This window comes from Marnyiella aurantia (assembly GCF_014041915.1).
In the GTDB taxonomy this organism is placed as follows: Bacteria; Bacteroidota; Bacteroidia; order Flavobacteriales; family Weeksellaceae; genus Marnyiella; species Marnyiella aurantia.
On the sequence record NZ_CP059472.1, the window covers coordinates 2,519,145 to 2,534,755 of the forward strand.

A 15,611-nucleotide genomic window follows, 5' to 3' on the forward strand; every position below is an offset into this window, starting at 1 on the left:
CAATCCTATTCTCCCCATTAAATAAATCTTAAATAAAAATGAATACACAGCAGTTTGTTAGCCGTCACATTTCTATGAATGAGGACGACAAAAAAGCGATGTTGGACAAGATCGGTGTGTCCGGTATCGATGAACTTATCTCACAAACCATCCCGGATTCCATCAGAGCGGATAAGGAACTTAACATTTCCGAGCCGCTTTCCGAATATGAACTGATCCGTCAGTCTACAGCTTTGGCTGCAAAAAATGCCGATTATACCAACTATATCGGTTTCGGCTATCACAACACACTGCTTCCTGCAGCGATTAAAAGGAATATCCTCGAAAACCCATCCTGGTATACGGCTTACACGCCTTACCAGGCCGAGATTGCTCAGGGAAGACTTGAAGCTTTGCTTAACTACCAAACTGTAATTGCTAACTTAACAGGTTTCCCGCTTTCCAATGCATCTTTGCTGGACGAAAGTACAGCAGCAGCAGAAGCTATGAATATGTTCTTTTCCAACAGAACCAAAGAGCAGAAGAAAACAGCCAATAAGTTCTTTATTTCCGACTTGGTATTACCTCAAACAGTAGCTGTACTTCGTACGAAAGCAGAAGGTTTAGGGATTGAGATCGTAGAGGGTAACCACAAGAACCACCAGTTCAGCAACCAGTATTTTGGTGTGCTGCTGCAATATCCGGGAAAAAACGGAATTGTTCTGGATTATACAGACGATATTAAATCTTACAAGGAACTGGACCTGCAGGTTGCAGTTGCGTGTGACCCAATGGCATTGGTGAAGCTTAAATCACCTGCTGATATGGGTGCCGACTGTGCCGTGGGAACTTCCCAGCGGTTCGGAATCCCAATGGGATACGGTGGCCCGCATGCGGCCTTCTTTGCCTGTAAGGAAGAATATAAGCGTGACATTCCGGGAAGAATTATAGGTGTGTCTGTAGATGTGTACGGTAAGAGAGCCCTGAGAATGGCACTTCAGACCCGCGAGCAGCATATTAAGCGTGAAAGAGCAACTTCAAATATCTGTACCGCACAGGTGCTGCTTGCCGTAATGGCCGGTATGTACTGTGTATACCACGGTCCTGATGGGCTGAACTATATCGCAGACCAGATTCATTTTAAAGCAAATGCACTTTCGGATGCACTTTCTGTATTGGGATATGACGTTGTAGAGGAGCCTCACTTCGATACGGTGAAGATGAGAATCCATGAAGACGAGAAGGGAAATCTGATGCGATTGATGCGTGATCGCAAGATCAACCTGAATTATTTTTCTGAAGGTATAGTGAGTATTTCAGTTAATGAAAGTACCACCCTTGAAAAACTTGACTGTCTTGTTGAAGCGTTTGCGAACTTCAAGCAAAAACAGGCGTTCAAGCTTGAGATCAAGGAAAATCACAGCATCCCGGCAGAATTACTGAGACAGGACTCAATCCTTACCGAAGAAGTATTCAACAGGTACCATACCGAAACTGAACTGATGCGTTATATCAAACGTTTGGAACGTAAAGACCTTTCGCTTACCCATTCCATGATCGCATTGGGCTCCTGTACTATGAAACTCAATGCGGCATCGCAGATGCTTCCGATTTCCTGGAGCGGCTGGGGAAGCGTTCACCCGTTTGTTCCTACTGAGCAGGCAGGCGGTTACCAGGAAATCATTAAGGAACTGGAGCAGGATCTGGCTGAAATTACAGGTTTTGCCGGTACTTCACTACAGCCTAATTCGGGAGCTCAGGGCGAATATGCGGGACTTATGGTTATCCGTGAATATCATAAAGCGAATGGAGAGGATCACCGTAACATCGTACTTATTCCACAGTCGGCACACGGCACCAACCCCGCATCTGCGGTTTTGGCCGGTATGAAGGTGGTGGTTTGTAAAAATCTGGAGAACGGTGAGATTGATCCTGAAGACTGGAAAGCCAAAGCTGAGCAGCATAAGGAAAACCTTTCCGCAGCTATGATCACCTATCCGTCCACTTACGGTTTCTTTGATGCCAATATCAAGGAAATCATCAAGACGGTTCACGACAATGGCGGACAGGTATATATGGACGGTGCCAATATGAACGCACAGGTTGGATTTACAAGCCCCGGACTTATCGGTGCCGATGTTTGTCACCTGAACCTGCATAAGACCTTCGCGATTCCTCACGGCGGCGGTGGACCCGGTGTTGGACCCATCTGTGTAGCTTCCCACCTGGTGAAGTTCCTTCCAAGCAACCCGAACATTAAGATTGGTTCTCCGGAATCTATTGACGCCATCTCTGCTGCACCTTATGGTTCCGCACTGGTATTGAATATCTCTTATGCATACATCAAGATGCTGGGTGCTTCCGGACTTAAGAAATCTACTGAACATGCCATCCTCAACGCCAACTATCTGAAAGAAGTTCTGGCCGAGCATTTCCCAATCCTTTACAGCAACGAGAACGGACGTGTAGCCCACGAGTGTATCGTAGATTTCCGTCAGTTCAAATCCTTAGGTATTGAGGTGGCTGATGTGGCCAAGCGTTTAATGGATTATGGTTTCCACGCGCCTACTGTTTCATTCCCTGTAGCCGGCACGCTGATGATTGAACCTACAGAATCTGAAAGTAAGGCCGAAATTGACCGTTTTGCGGAAGCTTTGATCAGCATCAAGAAGGAGATTGATGAGGTTGCGAATGGGGAAGCTGATGCTACAAATAACGTACTGAAAAATGCTCCGCACACGGAGCAGGTGGTGATCTCAGACAGCTGGGACAAACCTTACAGCCGCGAGAAAGCTGCCTATCCGCTGGAGTGGGTACGCGACCATAAATTCTTTGCGTCAGTATCCAGAGTGGATGAAGCTTATGGCGACAGAAACCTGGTTTGTACCTGCGAACCGATTGAAGCTTATATGTAATAACTGTTTAAGCTACATTTATATTGAAGTTCCCGGCCGAAGGCCGGGAACTTTTTTTTTCACAATTCATCAGACATATAATTTCTGGTCTTTTTCGCAGTAAAACGAACGCCTGTTGGTTATGCCCAGGTGGTTTTTGGTAAGTGGCTCACCGCATTTGGGACAGATTTTCTTTGTGTGGACCAGCCAGTTTTTCTTCAGTACATATTCTTTTTTCCACCTCAGGAAATCAAAGCTGTAATTCCTGGCCTCAAAGATCAGTGCCGAAAGCTTTTTCGGAGGAAGCTTGCCTACCAAACTTTCAGGATGGACACCGATCCGGAACAGGACCTCATTTTTAATGATGTTGCCAACACCGGAAAAAATATTTTGGTCCAGCAGTGCATCACAAACCAGAGTGTCGGGCTGCGATTTCAGTTTCTTTCTTGCCTTCAGAGGTTTCCAGTCGTCGCTCAGAACATCTGCGTTCCAGTCAATTTCCTTCAGCACTGCACTGTCCAGCAGTTTTACCGAGCATGAGTAGAAGTAAAGGTCGCCGTTTTCAAATTTAAGATGCAGTCTTAGTTGCCGCTCCGGTTTACTGTTTTCATCAACAGAGTATGACCCAAACATCAGAAGATGAATCCGGATTGTAAAAGGCTCAACTACCAGATAAGACTGCTTGCCGAAAATTTTATACTCTTCAAAGATTAATCCCGGTAGTTTGTCCATTTCAATCTTTGCGTTTCCGGAAGCAGAAATAATTTTCATGCCTATGAATTTCTCGGTTTTCTCTTTCAGGATTAATATAGACGGTCCTTCAGGCATCTGGTTTATTTTTTAGGTTGAATTCAAATCTTAAACCATTAAGCTGCGTCATAAAATCCGTATTTTTGAATGATGGACTTAAACAGCATTTTCACCAATAAACGAACAGGAAATATAGCGGCAACTTCCGCATCAAGGACAGACTACCAAAGGGATTTCGACCGTATTATTTTTTCGGCCGCATTCCGCAGACTTCAGAATAAAACCCAGGTTTTTCCGCTTCCGGGAAGTGTTTTCGTACATAACAGGCTCACTCATTCTCTTGAGGTGTCCTCAGTAGGGCGGAGCCTGGGCAGCGCCGTCGGCGATTTTATTTCGTCGGAATATAGTAACCAACTAGACCAAACTGCTCAGAATTTCTATCAGCATAACCTTCAGAACGTTATTGCCGCAGCCTGTCTTTGTCACGATGTGGGGAATCCCGCTTTCGGACATTCAGGCGAGGATGCCATTGCCAGCTATTTCGAAAAAAATGAAGGAGATCTCAAACCTAAATTTAACGAAAAAGAATGGGTAGACCTGGTTAATTTTGAAGGAAACGCCAACGCAATCCGGGTTCTCACTCATCAGCAAAACGGTAAAGACGAAGGCGGCACTCAGCTTACTTATGCCACCCTTGCCAGCATCGCCAAATATCCCTGCGAATCGGTAGCCAGACAAAAGGGAATATTGCACCGAAAAAAGTTCGGTTTTTTCCAGAATGAAAAGTCAACTTTCCTTGATATCGCCGCCTCCGTAGGTATGATTGCTGAAAGTTCCGAACCTACAGTCTACAAAAGGCATCCCTTTGTTTTTCTTGTTGAAGCTGCAGATGATATCTGCTATAACATTATCGATATGGAAGATGCACACCGTCTCGGAATTGTATCAACCTCCGATTGTGAAAATCTTTTTTTTGAACTTATCCGCTCAGAAAATCAGAATACGGGAAGGGTAGAAGACAAGCTGGCCGTACTGACGAATGCCAACGAAAGAATATCTTACTTAAGAGCGAAAGTGATCAATGCGCTGATCAATAAATCGATACAGCTTTACCAGGCAAATTTTTCAGAAATTATGGCTGGGACTCTGGACAAATCATTGCTGGATATTTATAAATCCGGGAACAGGTCGCTGCAGGAAATCGAAAGTTTCTCCATCGAAAAGATTTACAACCACAAAGCTGTGGTCGAAATTGAAAATGCCGGTTACAATGTAATGTATGAGTTGCTGGATCATTTTGTACCTGCAGTTCTGAAGCCTAAAGACAAACGTAAATCTTACGATAAAATGGCTCTGAAACTTTTGCCAGAGCAGTTCGTTTACGAAAGCGGCAGCGATTACCAGAAGGTTCTGGGTGTAATAGACTTCGTTTCAGGCATGACGGACAATTATGCCACCGACCTTTACCGTAAGATTAAAGGAATTGAAATCGGAATGACGGTTTAGTAGGACAATCATTTTTTTTAAGCCAGGATTTTGTGAGGAAAAAACCACATTTTTGTTTATCTTTAGTGCTCAAACAACTATTAATCACAGACAAAATTTAAAACATGGTTTTTTTAGGTATTATTGGTTTTCTCGCGCTTATCACGCTCTTCGCCTCATTTTTTACGGTGAAGCAGGCTACGGCCGCGATTGTAGAACGACTTGGTAAATTTCATTCGGTGCGTCAGTCGGGACTGCACCTCAAAATTCCTTACATCGATCAGGTGACAAAAAGGATGAATCTGCGTATCCAGCAGCTTGATGTAATCATCGACACAAAAACACTGGACAACGTATTTGTTCGAATGAAGGTATCGGTACAGTATCAGGTAATAACGGAGCAGGTTGCTGACTCTTTCTACCGTTTGGAGAATCCTGAAAATCAGATTACCTCCTATGTATTTGATGTGGTACGGGCAGAAGTGCCAAAGATGAAACTGGACGATGTGTTCGTTCGTAAGGATGATATCGCAATTGCTGTAAAAGGTGAGCTTCAGGAAGCTATGCAGAGTTATGGATACGACATCATCAAGGCTCTTGTAACCGATATTGATCCGGACGAGCAGGTAAAGCATGCCATGAACAGGATAAACGCTGCCGAACGTGAAAAAACCGCTGCCGAGTACGAGTCTGAAGCACAGAGAATCCGAATCGTAGCAGTAGCGAAAGCAGAGGCAGAATCCAAGAAACTTCAGGGTCAGGGTATTGCCGACCAGCGACGTGAGATCGCCAAAGGTCTGGAGGAATCTGTAAAAATGCTGAATTCAGCCAATATCAGTTCGCAGGAAGCATCTGCTCTGATTATCATTACTCAGCATTATGACACACTTCATTCAATTGGAGCAAGCAACAGAAGTAACCTTGTTCTTTTACCTAATACACCTACATCGGCAAGTACGATGCTGAACGACCTTGTGGTATCCATGGCGGCGACCCAGAAGATGGACGACCTGGCAAAACCGGGCGTACCCGAGCCTCCAAGGCAGCATGGTCACTAACAGATAGAGACTATCAAAGGAAAGCCGGGCAATGTTGTCCGGCTTTTTTTTGTTTAAAATTACCTGTCCGTTTTGCGGTTGTAGTGGTTGCTGTTTTATAATTAGTTTTGTATTGTTAAATGAAAAAAATGCAGCTTACAAACGAAATCATGTACCAGGCTTCAGTGGATAAAGATCCTGACTTCGAAGGAGTTTTCTGGATGGGTGTGAAGACCACCGGCATTTTTTGCCGGCCCACCTGCCGTGCCCGAAAGCCAAGACCGGAAAATGTGGAGTTCTTCCACAGTACGCATGAAGCGCTGAACAATGGCTACCGTCCCTGTAAGGTCTGTAAACCTCTGGAAAACCCGGACAAAACTCCGGTCGGCATCATCGGACTACTTCAGGAACTTGCGAACGATCCATCAGTTAAAATTACAGACCGCGATTTATCTGCCCGAGGGCTGGAGCCCGTGGCCGTACGCAGGTGGTTTACAAAACACCAGGGAATGACTTTTCAGGCTTTCCAGCGTATGCTAAAGCTGAATTCCGCATTTAAGAAACTGCAGCAGGGCAGCACCGTGATGGATAGCGCCTATGAAAGTGGCTTTGCAAGTTTGAGCGGTTTCAGTGAAGGCTTCAGAAATGTTTTCGGTAATTCGCCTGCGGGTGCGAAGCAGCAAAAAATCATTGACCTGAAAAGAATTAAGACACCCGTGGGAAGCATGTACGCCGCTGCGGTTGAGGCAGGTATCTGTATGCTTGAGTTTGGCGACCGCTCCACGCTGGAATCCACACTTACCAAAATAGCTACTGCGCTGAACGGCAGGGTGGTGCCGGGAAATAATCCCCACTTTGACTTGCTTGAGAGGGAGTTGGCAGAATACTTTAACTGCAGTAGAAAAGTCTTTACAGTGCCGCTTTCGCCTATAGGCACAGATTTCCAGAAAAAGGTTTGGGAGGTTCTGCGTCAGATCCCTTATGGAGAGACCTGGACTTACAGCCGTCAGGCCGCGCTTTTGGGTGATGTAAAGAAGGTGCGTGCCGTGGCAAATGCCAATGGCTTTAACCGGATTTCAATCATCATTCCCTGTCACCGGGTAATCGGAAGCAACGGTACCCTTACAGGTTATGGAGGCGGCGTATGGCGCAAGCAGAAACTTCTTGAACTTGAAAGAAATGCGAAAAGTAATTTATAAGATGCTTTGAAGCAGGCAACAGGATTGTTAACAATAAGAAAATGTATTTTCTGCTTAAAGGTGGGCACTGTAATTAAAATTCAAACTGATAAAACTCGTAACCGCTGGCTGAGAACCGCGCACATATATGCTGCAGTCCGTTTGTAAGGATTATTTCAGGAGCACCGATTACAGAATTATAGCGCGCTGTCTGTTCAAATGTTTTTTCGGTGAGCGCTATGGACGGCGCTTTACATTCAATCAGGATTTTTGGAGCGGTTTTCTCCGTAACAAGCAGGTCTATACGCTTTGTAAGTCCATGCAGAACCAGCTTCTTTTCTGATATTAATGCCGATGCTGAATAGCCCTTGGTACTGAGGAAATAATGAATCCAGTGCTGCCGTACCCATTCCTCAGGAGTAAGCAGCAGGTAGCTTTTCCGGGTGAGGTCATAAATAAATAAGTTATCTTTGTCTTTCCTGAAACGGAAGTTAAAGTTTTCCCGAAAATTAAGTTTTGGCAGTTGCAAGCTGGTATGAAAGATTTAGAATTATTGCTCAAAAATATTAAAAATAAAGCACTTCTTCCCGTCTATTTTTTACATGGTGGGGAGTCTTATTATATTGATATAGCTGTAAAAAGTCTGGAAAACGATGTCCTAACTGAGGATGAGAAATCCTTTGGGCAAACTGTTCTGTACGGTAAGGATACCAGTATTCCCGAAATTATTTCCCTGGCGCAGCAATTTCCGATGTTTGGCGAGTTGAACCTTATCATTGTAAAAGAAGCTCAAGACTTGAAATTGGGTGAAGATGAGCTTAAATCTCTGGAGTTCTATGTTGAAAACCCTGTTCCTACAACTGTTTTGGTCTTTGCTCACAAACATAAAAAGCTGGACAGCCGTAAGAAAATAACAAAGATCCTCACCAAAAACAACTGGATTTTTCTTAGTGAGCCAGTAAAAGACTATCAGCTGGCGAAGTGGATTGCAGACGAATGTAAAGCCAATCAAATAAAAACGGCACCCAATATCTCTCACCTGCTGGCAGATTATCTTGGGAATGACCTTTCACGCATCGCCAATGAACTGGGCAAACTGAAAATGGTAATGAAGGAAGGGCAGGAGTTAGATGAAAAGCTTGTGGAAACTCATATTGGGATCAGCAAGGACTTCAACGTCTTCGAACTTCAGAAAGCTTTAGGCAACAAAAACCACGCAGCCGCCCTCAGGATTGCCTTCTTTATGGGAAAAAGTCCCAAGACCAATCCCTTCCCTATGATTATTGGGAACCTGTACAATTATTTTTCGAACATCATTATTTATCACACCATGCATGGACAGAGTCCGCAGGTTATGGCCGCTGCTATGAATGTGAATCCCTACTTTATAAAGGATTTTGCTGAATCCGCGCGCTTCTATCCTCTGAAACATGCCACCAGAATCATTTCCCTGCTACGCGAAGCCGACCTTAAGAACAAGGGCTTGGGTGCCAACCAAATAGATGATGCCGAGCTGCTTAGAGAACTTACCTACAAAATCCTTAATGTAGACCGGTTGAAGGTTAGTGTTTGATCTAACCTTAAAGACTCTTTAGAGGGTAGGGTACTAAGGGCGTGAGGTTAAATTTTGAATTTATTATTTGAATTGCCCCGCCGGCCGCGTTGGCCGCCATGTGCAAGGCCGTTATGAAGAAACTTTATTTTTTAATCACCTTGCCGGTAAGGGCACCTTTTTCGGTTTCAACCTTTACCATATAGGTGCCTGTGGCCAACTGACTCATATTTATCCTGTTGCTGCCACGGCTGAAAGCTCCTTTACTTACAATCTGTCCCGTCATGCCGTAGATCTCCCAGGATTTTGGGGTGTCTTTGGTGCTTACCTGCACTTCATCCTGCGTTGGATTGGGGTAGAAGGAAATATGGTTGTCCAGTTCGGTTTCGTTTGTCGACATGGCGCTGCATGCAGATTTTGCAAGCTTGGCAACGTAAAACTGGGACTTGCCGTTTGCGTTATAGGAAATGGTGGGGATATTGTCATTGGGATCAGTGAAAATCTCGGAATGGAAATAGCCTCCTACTACATAGTTCCCGTCATTATCCACCGCCACGGAGGTCAGTTCATCTGCAGTACCGTACCCGCTCAATATAGGATGCAGGCCTACGGCATTACCTGTATCTTTGTTCAGTCTTACAAGCAGCGAGTTGGGTTGGTCATTTTGCGGACTCGTTATAGAAAAACTGTCCCAGATCTCATTGCTCCGAGTACCTTTTACAAAGGCGATTTCGTTACCATTTAAGGCAATGCGGGCTCTCATGGAACGTGTTCCTGAATACTCAGTCGCAGAACTGCCTGGCACCTTTGTCCATAGTACATTTCCTAATGGATCTATTTTCATAACAAAATTAATATCAGTACCCTGTGTAGCAGGCAGGGTGTAATTTCCAAAGGTCGCGGCTGGTGTCCCACCCTGAGTGTACCTGCCTGAAATGTAGATATTTGAAGAAGAGTCTTTTATGAGAGAATATATTTTTTCATCAGGAAAAGGATTAGCGGAACCTGAACTATAGGTCGAAAATTCCTTTCGCCAGGCTACGTCCCCGGTGGTTCCGTCAATTGCCAGCACATAACCGTCATTAGAAAGTGGGATACTGTTATAACTTAAAGGAAGATAATCCTGAAATGTGGTACTGGTACTACCTGCCAGATAGTAGCGGTTTAAATTTTCATCATAAAGAAACTGAACTTTGCCTCCAAGAAAGCCGGATTCAAAATTCCCTGTAATGGGCAATAACAGTGGGTTAGGCTGGGGAATCATATTCACAACATTACCTGTGCCGCTGCTATAGTTAAATTTTACAAGATAGTATTGGTAGCTAGTGGTAAAAGAACTGGGTACGGTAATTAAGCCTCCTAAATGCGTTCCCGCCTCAAATCCTAAAATAGCATGGATATTATAGGAGTTGTCCATGGTCCACACCCCATTATCACCTCTGTCGGTTAGCCATGATACTCCCAAAGAATTCTGCAATGGTTTTTCCCAGGCTAATGTACCGTCTGCTGTATTATATTTCAGTAAGAAAATTTTATTCAATCCCGGGTCAAGGGTTGTCGTATCAGAATAATCCACAGTGATGGGCGGTCTGGCATGGGTGGGGTCCCACCGAATAGGCAATATGGTTGGAGCAGTGATGTGGGCCTGATTCGTTACATTAGTCATCATATATAATCCTCCGTTATTATCAACTTCCAAGTTCCATGCATACTCGCTTGTGCCATATCCCCCAATCGTCTGACTCCAGCGTAAATTCCCCTGACAGTCCAGTGAGAATAGGAGAAGATCCTTTGAATGATAAGAGGTTACAGCAGTACCGTTAATATTTGGATTCTGTGGATATATAGCGGTAAGATGGTAGGAGTTATTATTATGATCCACTACCACATCGCGAATCATCTCGTCTCTGGTTTCGTAAAACCCGGATCCACCCCCTGATCCTGTATCGCCGCCCCCGGCTTTGGCCCACTGCCATTGGTAGGTTTGGGCAGTCGCAAAGGTGGTTAAGGTGGTACAGAGTAAAAGGTAAAGTTTCTTTTTCATATTGTTTATTTTTTTAATGCATTCTTCACTACCTCCCCGCAGTCCGGCGGACGCTTTGGCCGCCATGTGCAAGGCCGTTATGAAGAAACTTTATTTTTTAATCACCTTGCCGGTAAGGGTACCTTTTTCGGTTTCTACCTTTACCATATAAGTGCCTGTGGCCAACTGACTCATGTTTATCCGGTTGCTGCCACGGCTGAAGGCTCCTTTACTTACGATTTGTCCCGTCATGCCGTAGATCTCCCAGGATTTTGGGGTGTCTTTGGTGCTAACCTGCACTTCATCCTGTGTGGGATTGGGGTAGAAGGAAATATGGCTGTCCAGTTCTGTTTCGGTAGTAGCCATGGCGCTGCAGGCCGATTTGGCCAGCTTGGCTACGTAAAACTGGGAGCGGGTACTGGACCCATATGAGATAGTGGGGATATTATCATTGGGATCAGTGAAAATATCCGTTTTAAAATAGCCTCCTACCACATAGTTCCCGTCATTATCTACCGCTACGGAGGTAAGTTCGTCATCAGTTCCGTAACCGCTTAATATGGGGTTCAGGCCTAAGGCGTTACCAGTGTCCTTGTTCAGTCTTACAAGCAGCGAGTTGGCCTGGTCATTAACCGGGTTGGTAACGGTAAATGAATCCCATGTCTCAATACTTCGGGTGCCCTTTACAAAGGCGATCTCATTACCGTTTAAGGCGATTCTGGCTCTCATAGAGCGGGTGCCAAAAAAATTGGTATTGGACGAGGTGGGTGCTTTTACCCACTGTACCGCACCCAAAGGGTTCAGTTTCATCACAAAATTAATATTGGTTAGGGCGCCTGGCGGATTGGTGGGCAGTGTATAACTGTAACCGGGACCGGATAAAGTAGGAGCCGGATCCCCATTTGTATATCTCCCTGAGAGATAAAGGGATCCATCAGAATCTTTTATCAGGGAATATATTTTCTCATCTGGCGACTGATTTGCGGTCCCCCCAATGAACGTGGTAAACTCGCGGCGCCAAAATACGTCCCCCGTGGTTCCGTCAATTGCCAGCACGTAACCGTCATTTGAAAGGGGTGTGCCATTGTAATCGAGAGGTAGATAATCCTGAAATGATACGCTGGTACTTCCTGCCAGATAGTAGCGGTTTAAAGTTTCATCATAAAGAAATTGAACTTTGCCTCCGGCAACGCCGGACTCTAAATTTCCTGTAATGGGCAATAACAGTGGGTTAGGCTGCGGAATCATATTCACAACATTACCTGTGCCGATGCTATAGTTAAATTTTACAAGATAGTATTGGTAGGTAGTGGTAAAAGAACTGGGTACGGTAATTAATCCTCCTAAATGGGTGCCCGCCTCAAAACCCAAAATAGCATGGATATTATAGGAGTTGTCCATGGTCCACACCCCATTATCACCCCTATCGGTGGATCGTGATACGCCCAGTGGATTCTGCAATGGTTTTTCCCAATCCAAGGTTCCGTCGGCAGTGTTGTACCTTAACAAGAAAATTTTGTTTAACCCCGGGTCAGGCGTTGTCGTGTCCGAATAATCCACACTGGAAAGTGGCCGGGCATGGTTGGGGTCCCATCGGACAGGCAATATGGTTGGAGCGGTAATGTGCGCTTGATTCGTTACATGAGCCATCATGTATAATCCTCCGTTATTGTCAACCTCTAGATTCCATGCATGCTCACTGTCATTATAACCTCCGATCGTCTGACTCCAGCGCAGATTCCCCTGGCAGTCCAGAGAGAATAGGAGAAGATCCTTTGAATGATAAGAGGTTATAGTACTGCCATTAATATTGGGATTCTGCGGATAGATCGTGGTGAGATAATAGGAATTATTATTATTGTCCACCACCACATCGCGGATCATCTCGTCCCGGGTTTCAGCAAATATTATTGCAGACGACCCTGTATCGCCGCCCCCTGCTTTGGCCCACTGCCATTGGTAGGTTTGGGCATAGGAAAAGGTGAGCAGGGTGGTACAGAGTAATAAGTAAAGTTTGTTTTTCATATTGTTTATTTTTTTAATGCATTCTTCACTACCTCCCCGCAGTCCGGCGGCCGCTTTGGCCGCCATGTGCAAGGCCGTTATGAAGAAACTTTATTTTTTAATCACCTTTTCAGTTACCGCACTACCGTCTTCAAATTGAATAGTTAGGACGTAAACTCCCTTCGGTAGAAATGAAATATCCATCTTCTTGGAAATGCCCTTAATAACTAATTTACCAGTTAAATCAACCAATGCTGTGCTTTTTATATTGTTTTTTGACACTATATTTAATTCCCCTGATGTTGGGTTTGGGTGAATCCCGACCAATGTAGAATTTACTTCCAGCGTATTTAATCCCGCGAGGTTCATTTTGAAAAGCATAGCAGTGTTTGTTGCCACATTGAATCCTCCCGAATAGCATATTCCCACACTATAGCACCTCAAAAACGAATGACGAACATTGGGGTCAATCGCATTCCATGTGTTTCCATTATCGGTAGATATCCATGATCCATGGGCGTTGGGATCATTACCATAATATTGACCTGTAGCCAATAATATATCTGTACCCGGAACATAAGAAATATCCGTTATCCAGGATAAAGGCAGACCTGAAAATGGAATGGCAGACCATGTTTGACCACCATCAGTAGTTCTATGCATCTGCATCGTTGGATATCCGGAAAGTTGCGTTTGGTCAACAAGGACAGCTTTATTGGTGTCACTCCATGCCATTAAGCATTGTCTCCCCGGAAATGAAGCAGGAAGAGCCGACCAAGTTATTCCCAAGTCGGTTGATTTAATAATTCTTTGCCTGAAGCCTGCTCCTGCAAGGAAATACTCTTCAATAAAATAAAACACTCCGTCTACAAAACTAATCCATGGCCTTGCAAGACCAGTAGTATGAGGACTGCTACTATCCGGCAGAAGGCTCCATGTAGCTCCACCATCCACGGTGCGGTATATTCTGTACCTGTAATTAAAACCCACAGGATTTCCTATAGCTATACCCGTATCCGAATTGAAAAAATAAAGGATACTTGCGCCGCCGGGGGCCAAGTTCAGTTGATGAAGCCATGTATTTCCTCCATCAGAGGTTTTCCAGACATCATATAAATTTGAACCATGCAACGTTAATACCCACGCAGTCGTTTCGTTTACACTGGTGAGCGCACTAACATTCCAATTATACTGGCCGTAGGTTGCTGTGATATCATTGGTATTTCCCATGGTCCAGTTACTGCCCCCATCTGTAGTTATTGCAAACTGTTTAGGTGTGTTACTGGAGTAGGCCCAAAAATTATCTGCACTATTCAAAGAAAGAACATCGAGGGATCTATTGGGTGCAAAAGGTTGAGGCATTGAAACCCATGATTGCGAAAATGCGTTCCCAGACAGTAAAACAGTAATAAAGAATGTAAATATTTTTCTCATAATTTAAATTTTAGGTTTTTTCCACTTAAATCAACTTTTGTAAATCAATGCAGGTAAAGTATTGTTCGGAACTAAAATTGAACCTTTTTCTTGTGCTATTTTTTGTAAAGCCGTTCCAGGAAGACACACAACAAGAGCCATCTCCGTAAAATTACGTAGTTTTGGGTACCACCGTCCTACCCTTTCGGGTAGTTTTACCCTAAAAAGCCCACAAATGATGCACCCCAAAACCGAAGATTTCTTTATTCCCCAAAACACAGTTACCCGCCTAAGCGAAGAAGAAGCCGCACAGTCGCTTAATTTTCTGCAGGTTATAAAAGCCGTAGAGAATACCACCTACCAAAGCATGTATGTTATTGATTACCTGAAAAAAGGTTTTGATTATGTGTCGGATAACCGCCTGTTCCTGTGCGGGCACACGCCGGAGGAATTTGTGGCCATGGGCTATGATTTCTATATGAAACACGTGCCGCAGGAAGACCTGGAACTGCTGCTGAAAATAAATGAGGCCGGCTTTAAATTCTACGAAAAAACGCCTCTGGAAGAGCGCCGGCACTACTCCATAACCTACGATTTTCACCTGATTATGGGCGACAACCGGAAAGTCCTGGTTAACCATAAATACACGCCGCTGTTCCTGACCAACGAAGGGCAGATCTGGAAAGCGCTCTGCCTCTTTTCGCTGTCCAACAAGAGCAGCGCGGGCAATGTGCAGATACAGCGTCAGGGCAGCAACATGATTTGGGTGTACAATGAGGCAGAAGACGGTTGGGAAAGCAGGGAAAAGGTGTGCCTGACCAGCAGGGAGACCGAAATTCTGGTGTTTGCCTCGCAGGGCCTTTCGGTAAGTGAAATCGCCGCGAAAATGTGTGTTACTTCGGACACCGTAAAATTTCACCACAAGAACCTTTTTGAAAAACTGGAGGTGGTCAATATTTCGCAGGCCGTGGCGGTGGCAACAAGTTATAAGCTGGTTTAGAGAGGGGCAGAAGCAAGAGTCAGGGAGAGAGCTATGAAGCAAGAGCCAAGAGCCAAGAATCAAGATTTCAGATGGCAGATGCTGGATTTTGGATTTTGTGCGCGCTGGGGTTAAAGTATACGAGTATATGACCGCATTTCACAAATATGCGCGCAGATTCAGACACTTAAATTCTGTGCCCTCCGGGTCCCCTGTGGTTACAACAGAAGCAAGATTTCAAATTTTAAATTTTAAATTGTGGATCTTTTGTTTTTCCACGTTAAGATAGAATCTCTTTTCCGTACACTTTGGCGAAA

General features: G+C 44.6%; 11 protein-coding genes. 6 read left to right on the forward strand and 5 right to left on the reverse strand.

The genetic code is table 11. From position 1 onward, the window contains the following. Nucleotides 1-38 precede the first annotated feature (38 nt). Nucleotides 39-2,894 carry an aminomethyl-transferring glycine dehydrogenase gene (gene gcvP, locus H1R16_RS11720; RefSeq protein ID WP_181886362.1) on the forward strand — a complete coding sequence of 952 codons (2,856 nt, stop codon included), beginning with the start codon at nucleotides 39-41 and terminating at the stop codon, nucleotides 2,892-2,894. Nucleotides 2,895-2,963: 69 nt separating this feature from the next. Here gcvP and H1R16_RS11725 read toward each other — a convergent pair whose 3' ends face one another. After that, nucleotides 2,964-3,701 carry an endonuclease gene (locus H1R16_RS11725; RefSeq protein WP_181886361.1) on the reverse strand — a complete coding sequence of 246 codons (738 nt, stop codon included), beginning with the start codon at nucleotides 3,699-3,701 and terminating at the stop codon, nucleotides 2,964-2,966. A gap of 72 nt (nucleotides 3,702-3,773) precedes the next feature. On the opposite strand from H1R16_RS11725, the gene H1R16_RS11730 reads away from it, so the two are divergent. From H1R16_RS11730 to H1R16_RS12365, 3 genes are all read left to right on the forward strand, one after another. Beyond that, nucleotides 3,774-5,129, forward strand: a complete 1,356-nt coding sequence (locus H1R16_RS11730; protein ID WP_181886785.1) for a deoxyguanosinetriphosphate triphosphohydrolase — start codon at nucleotides 3,774-3,776, stop codon at nucleotides 5,127-5,129. Nucleotides 5,130-5,233: 104 nt separating this feature from the next. After that, a complete protein-coding gene (locus tag H1R16_RS11735) occupies nucleotides 5,234-6,166 on the forward strand; it encodes an SPFH domain-containing protein (protein ID WP_181886360.1) in 933 nt (310 codons plus the stop codon). Nucleotides 6,167-6,294: 128 nt separating this feature from the next. After that, on the forward strand, nucleotides 6,295-7,344 hold the full coding sequence (locus H1R16_RS12365; RefSeq protein ID WP_181886359.1) for a bifunctional transcriptional activator/DNA repair enzyme AdaA: 1,050 nt from the start codon (nucleotides 6,295-6,297) through the stop codon (nucleotides 7,342-7,344). A 73-nt stretch (nucleotides 7,345-7,417) separates the two neighbouring features. Here H1R16_RS12365 and H1R16_RS11745 read toward each other — a convergent pair whose 3' ends face one another. Beyond that, nucleotides 7,418-7,852: a type I restriction enzyme HsdR N-terminal domain-containing protein gene (locus H1R16_RS11745; RefSeq protein WP_181886358.1), complete on the reverse strand. Its 435-nt coding sequence runs from the start codon at nucleotides 7,850-7,852 to the stop codon at nucleotides 7,418-7,420. A gap of 6 nt (nucleotides 7,853-7,858) precedes the next feature. Here H1R16_RS11745 and holA point away from each other — a divergent pair, with 6 nt between their 5' ends. Next, nucleotides 7,859-8,896: a DNA polymerase III subunit delta gene (holA, locus tag H1R16_RS11750; protein WP_181886357.1), complete on the forward strand. Its 1,038-nt coding sequence runs from the start codon at nucleotides 7,859-7,861 to the stop codon at nucleotides 8,894-8,896. Nucleotides 8,897-9,020: 124 nt separating this feature from the next. On the opposite strand, the gene H1R16_RS11755 is transcribed toward holA, so the two are convergent. The 3 genes from H1R16_RS11755 to H1R16_RS11765 all read right to left on the reverse strand — a co-directional run bounded on the left by H1R16_RS11755 (nucleotide 9,021) and on the right by H1R16_RS11765 (nucleotide 14,336). Next, nucleotides 9,021-10,919 carry a T9SS type A sorting domain-containing protein gene (locus H1R16_RS11755; RefSeq protein ID WP_181886356.1) on the reverse strand — a complete coding sequence of 633 codons (1,899 nt, stop codon included), beginning with the start codon at nucleotides 10,917-10,919 and terminating at the stop codon, nucleotides 9,021-9,023. A gap of 90 nt (nucleotides 10,920-11,009) precedes the next feature. Continuing rightward, nucleotides 11,010-12,923, reverse strand: coding sequence for a T9SS type A sorting domain-containing protein (locus H1R16_RS11760; protein WP_181886355.1), 1,914 nt, complete (start codon nucleotides 12,921-12,923; stop codon nucleotides 11,010-11,012). Between the two features lie 90 nt (nucleotides 12,924-13,013). Continuing rightward, nucleotides 13,014-14,336 carry a T9SS type A sorting domain-containing protein gene (locus tag H1R16_RS11765; protein ID WP_181886354.1) on the reverse strand — a complete coding sequence of 441 codons (1,323 nt, stop codon included), beginning with the start codon at nucleotides 14,334-14,336 and terminating at the stop codon, nucleotides 13,014-13,016. Nucleotides 14,337-14,550: 214 nt separating this feature from the next. Between H1R16_RS11765 and H1R16_RS11770 the strand changes: the two genes are divergently transcribed. Further along, nucleotides 14,551-15,315: a helix-turn-helix domain-containing protein gene (locus tag H1R16_RS11770; protein ID WP_228451044.1), complete on the forward strand. Its 765-nt coding sequence runs from the start codon at nucleotides 14,551-14,553 to the stop codon at nucleotides 15,313-15,315. The last annotated feature ends 296 nt before the right edge of the window (nucleotides 15,316-15,611 follow it).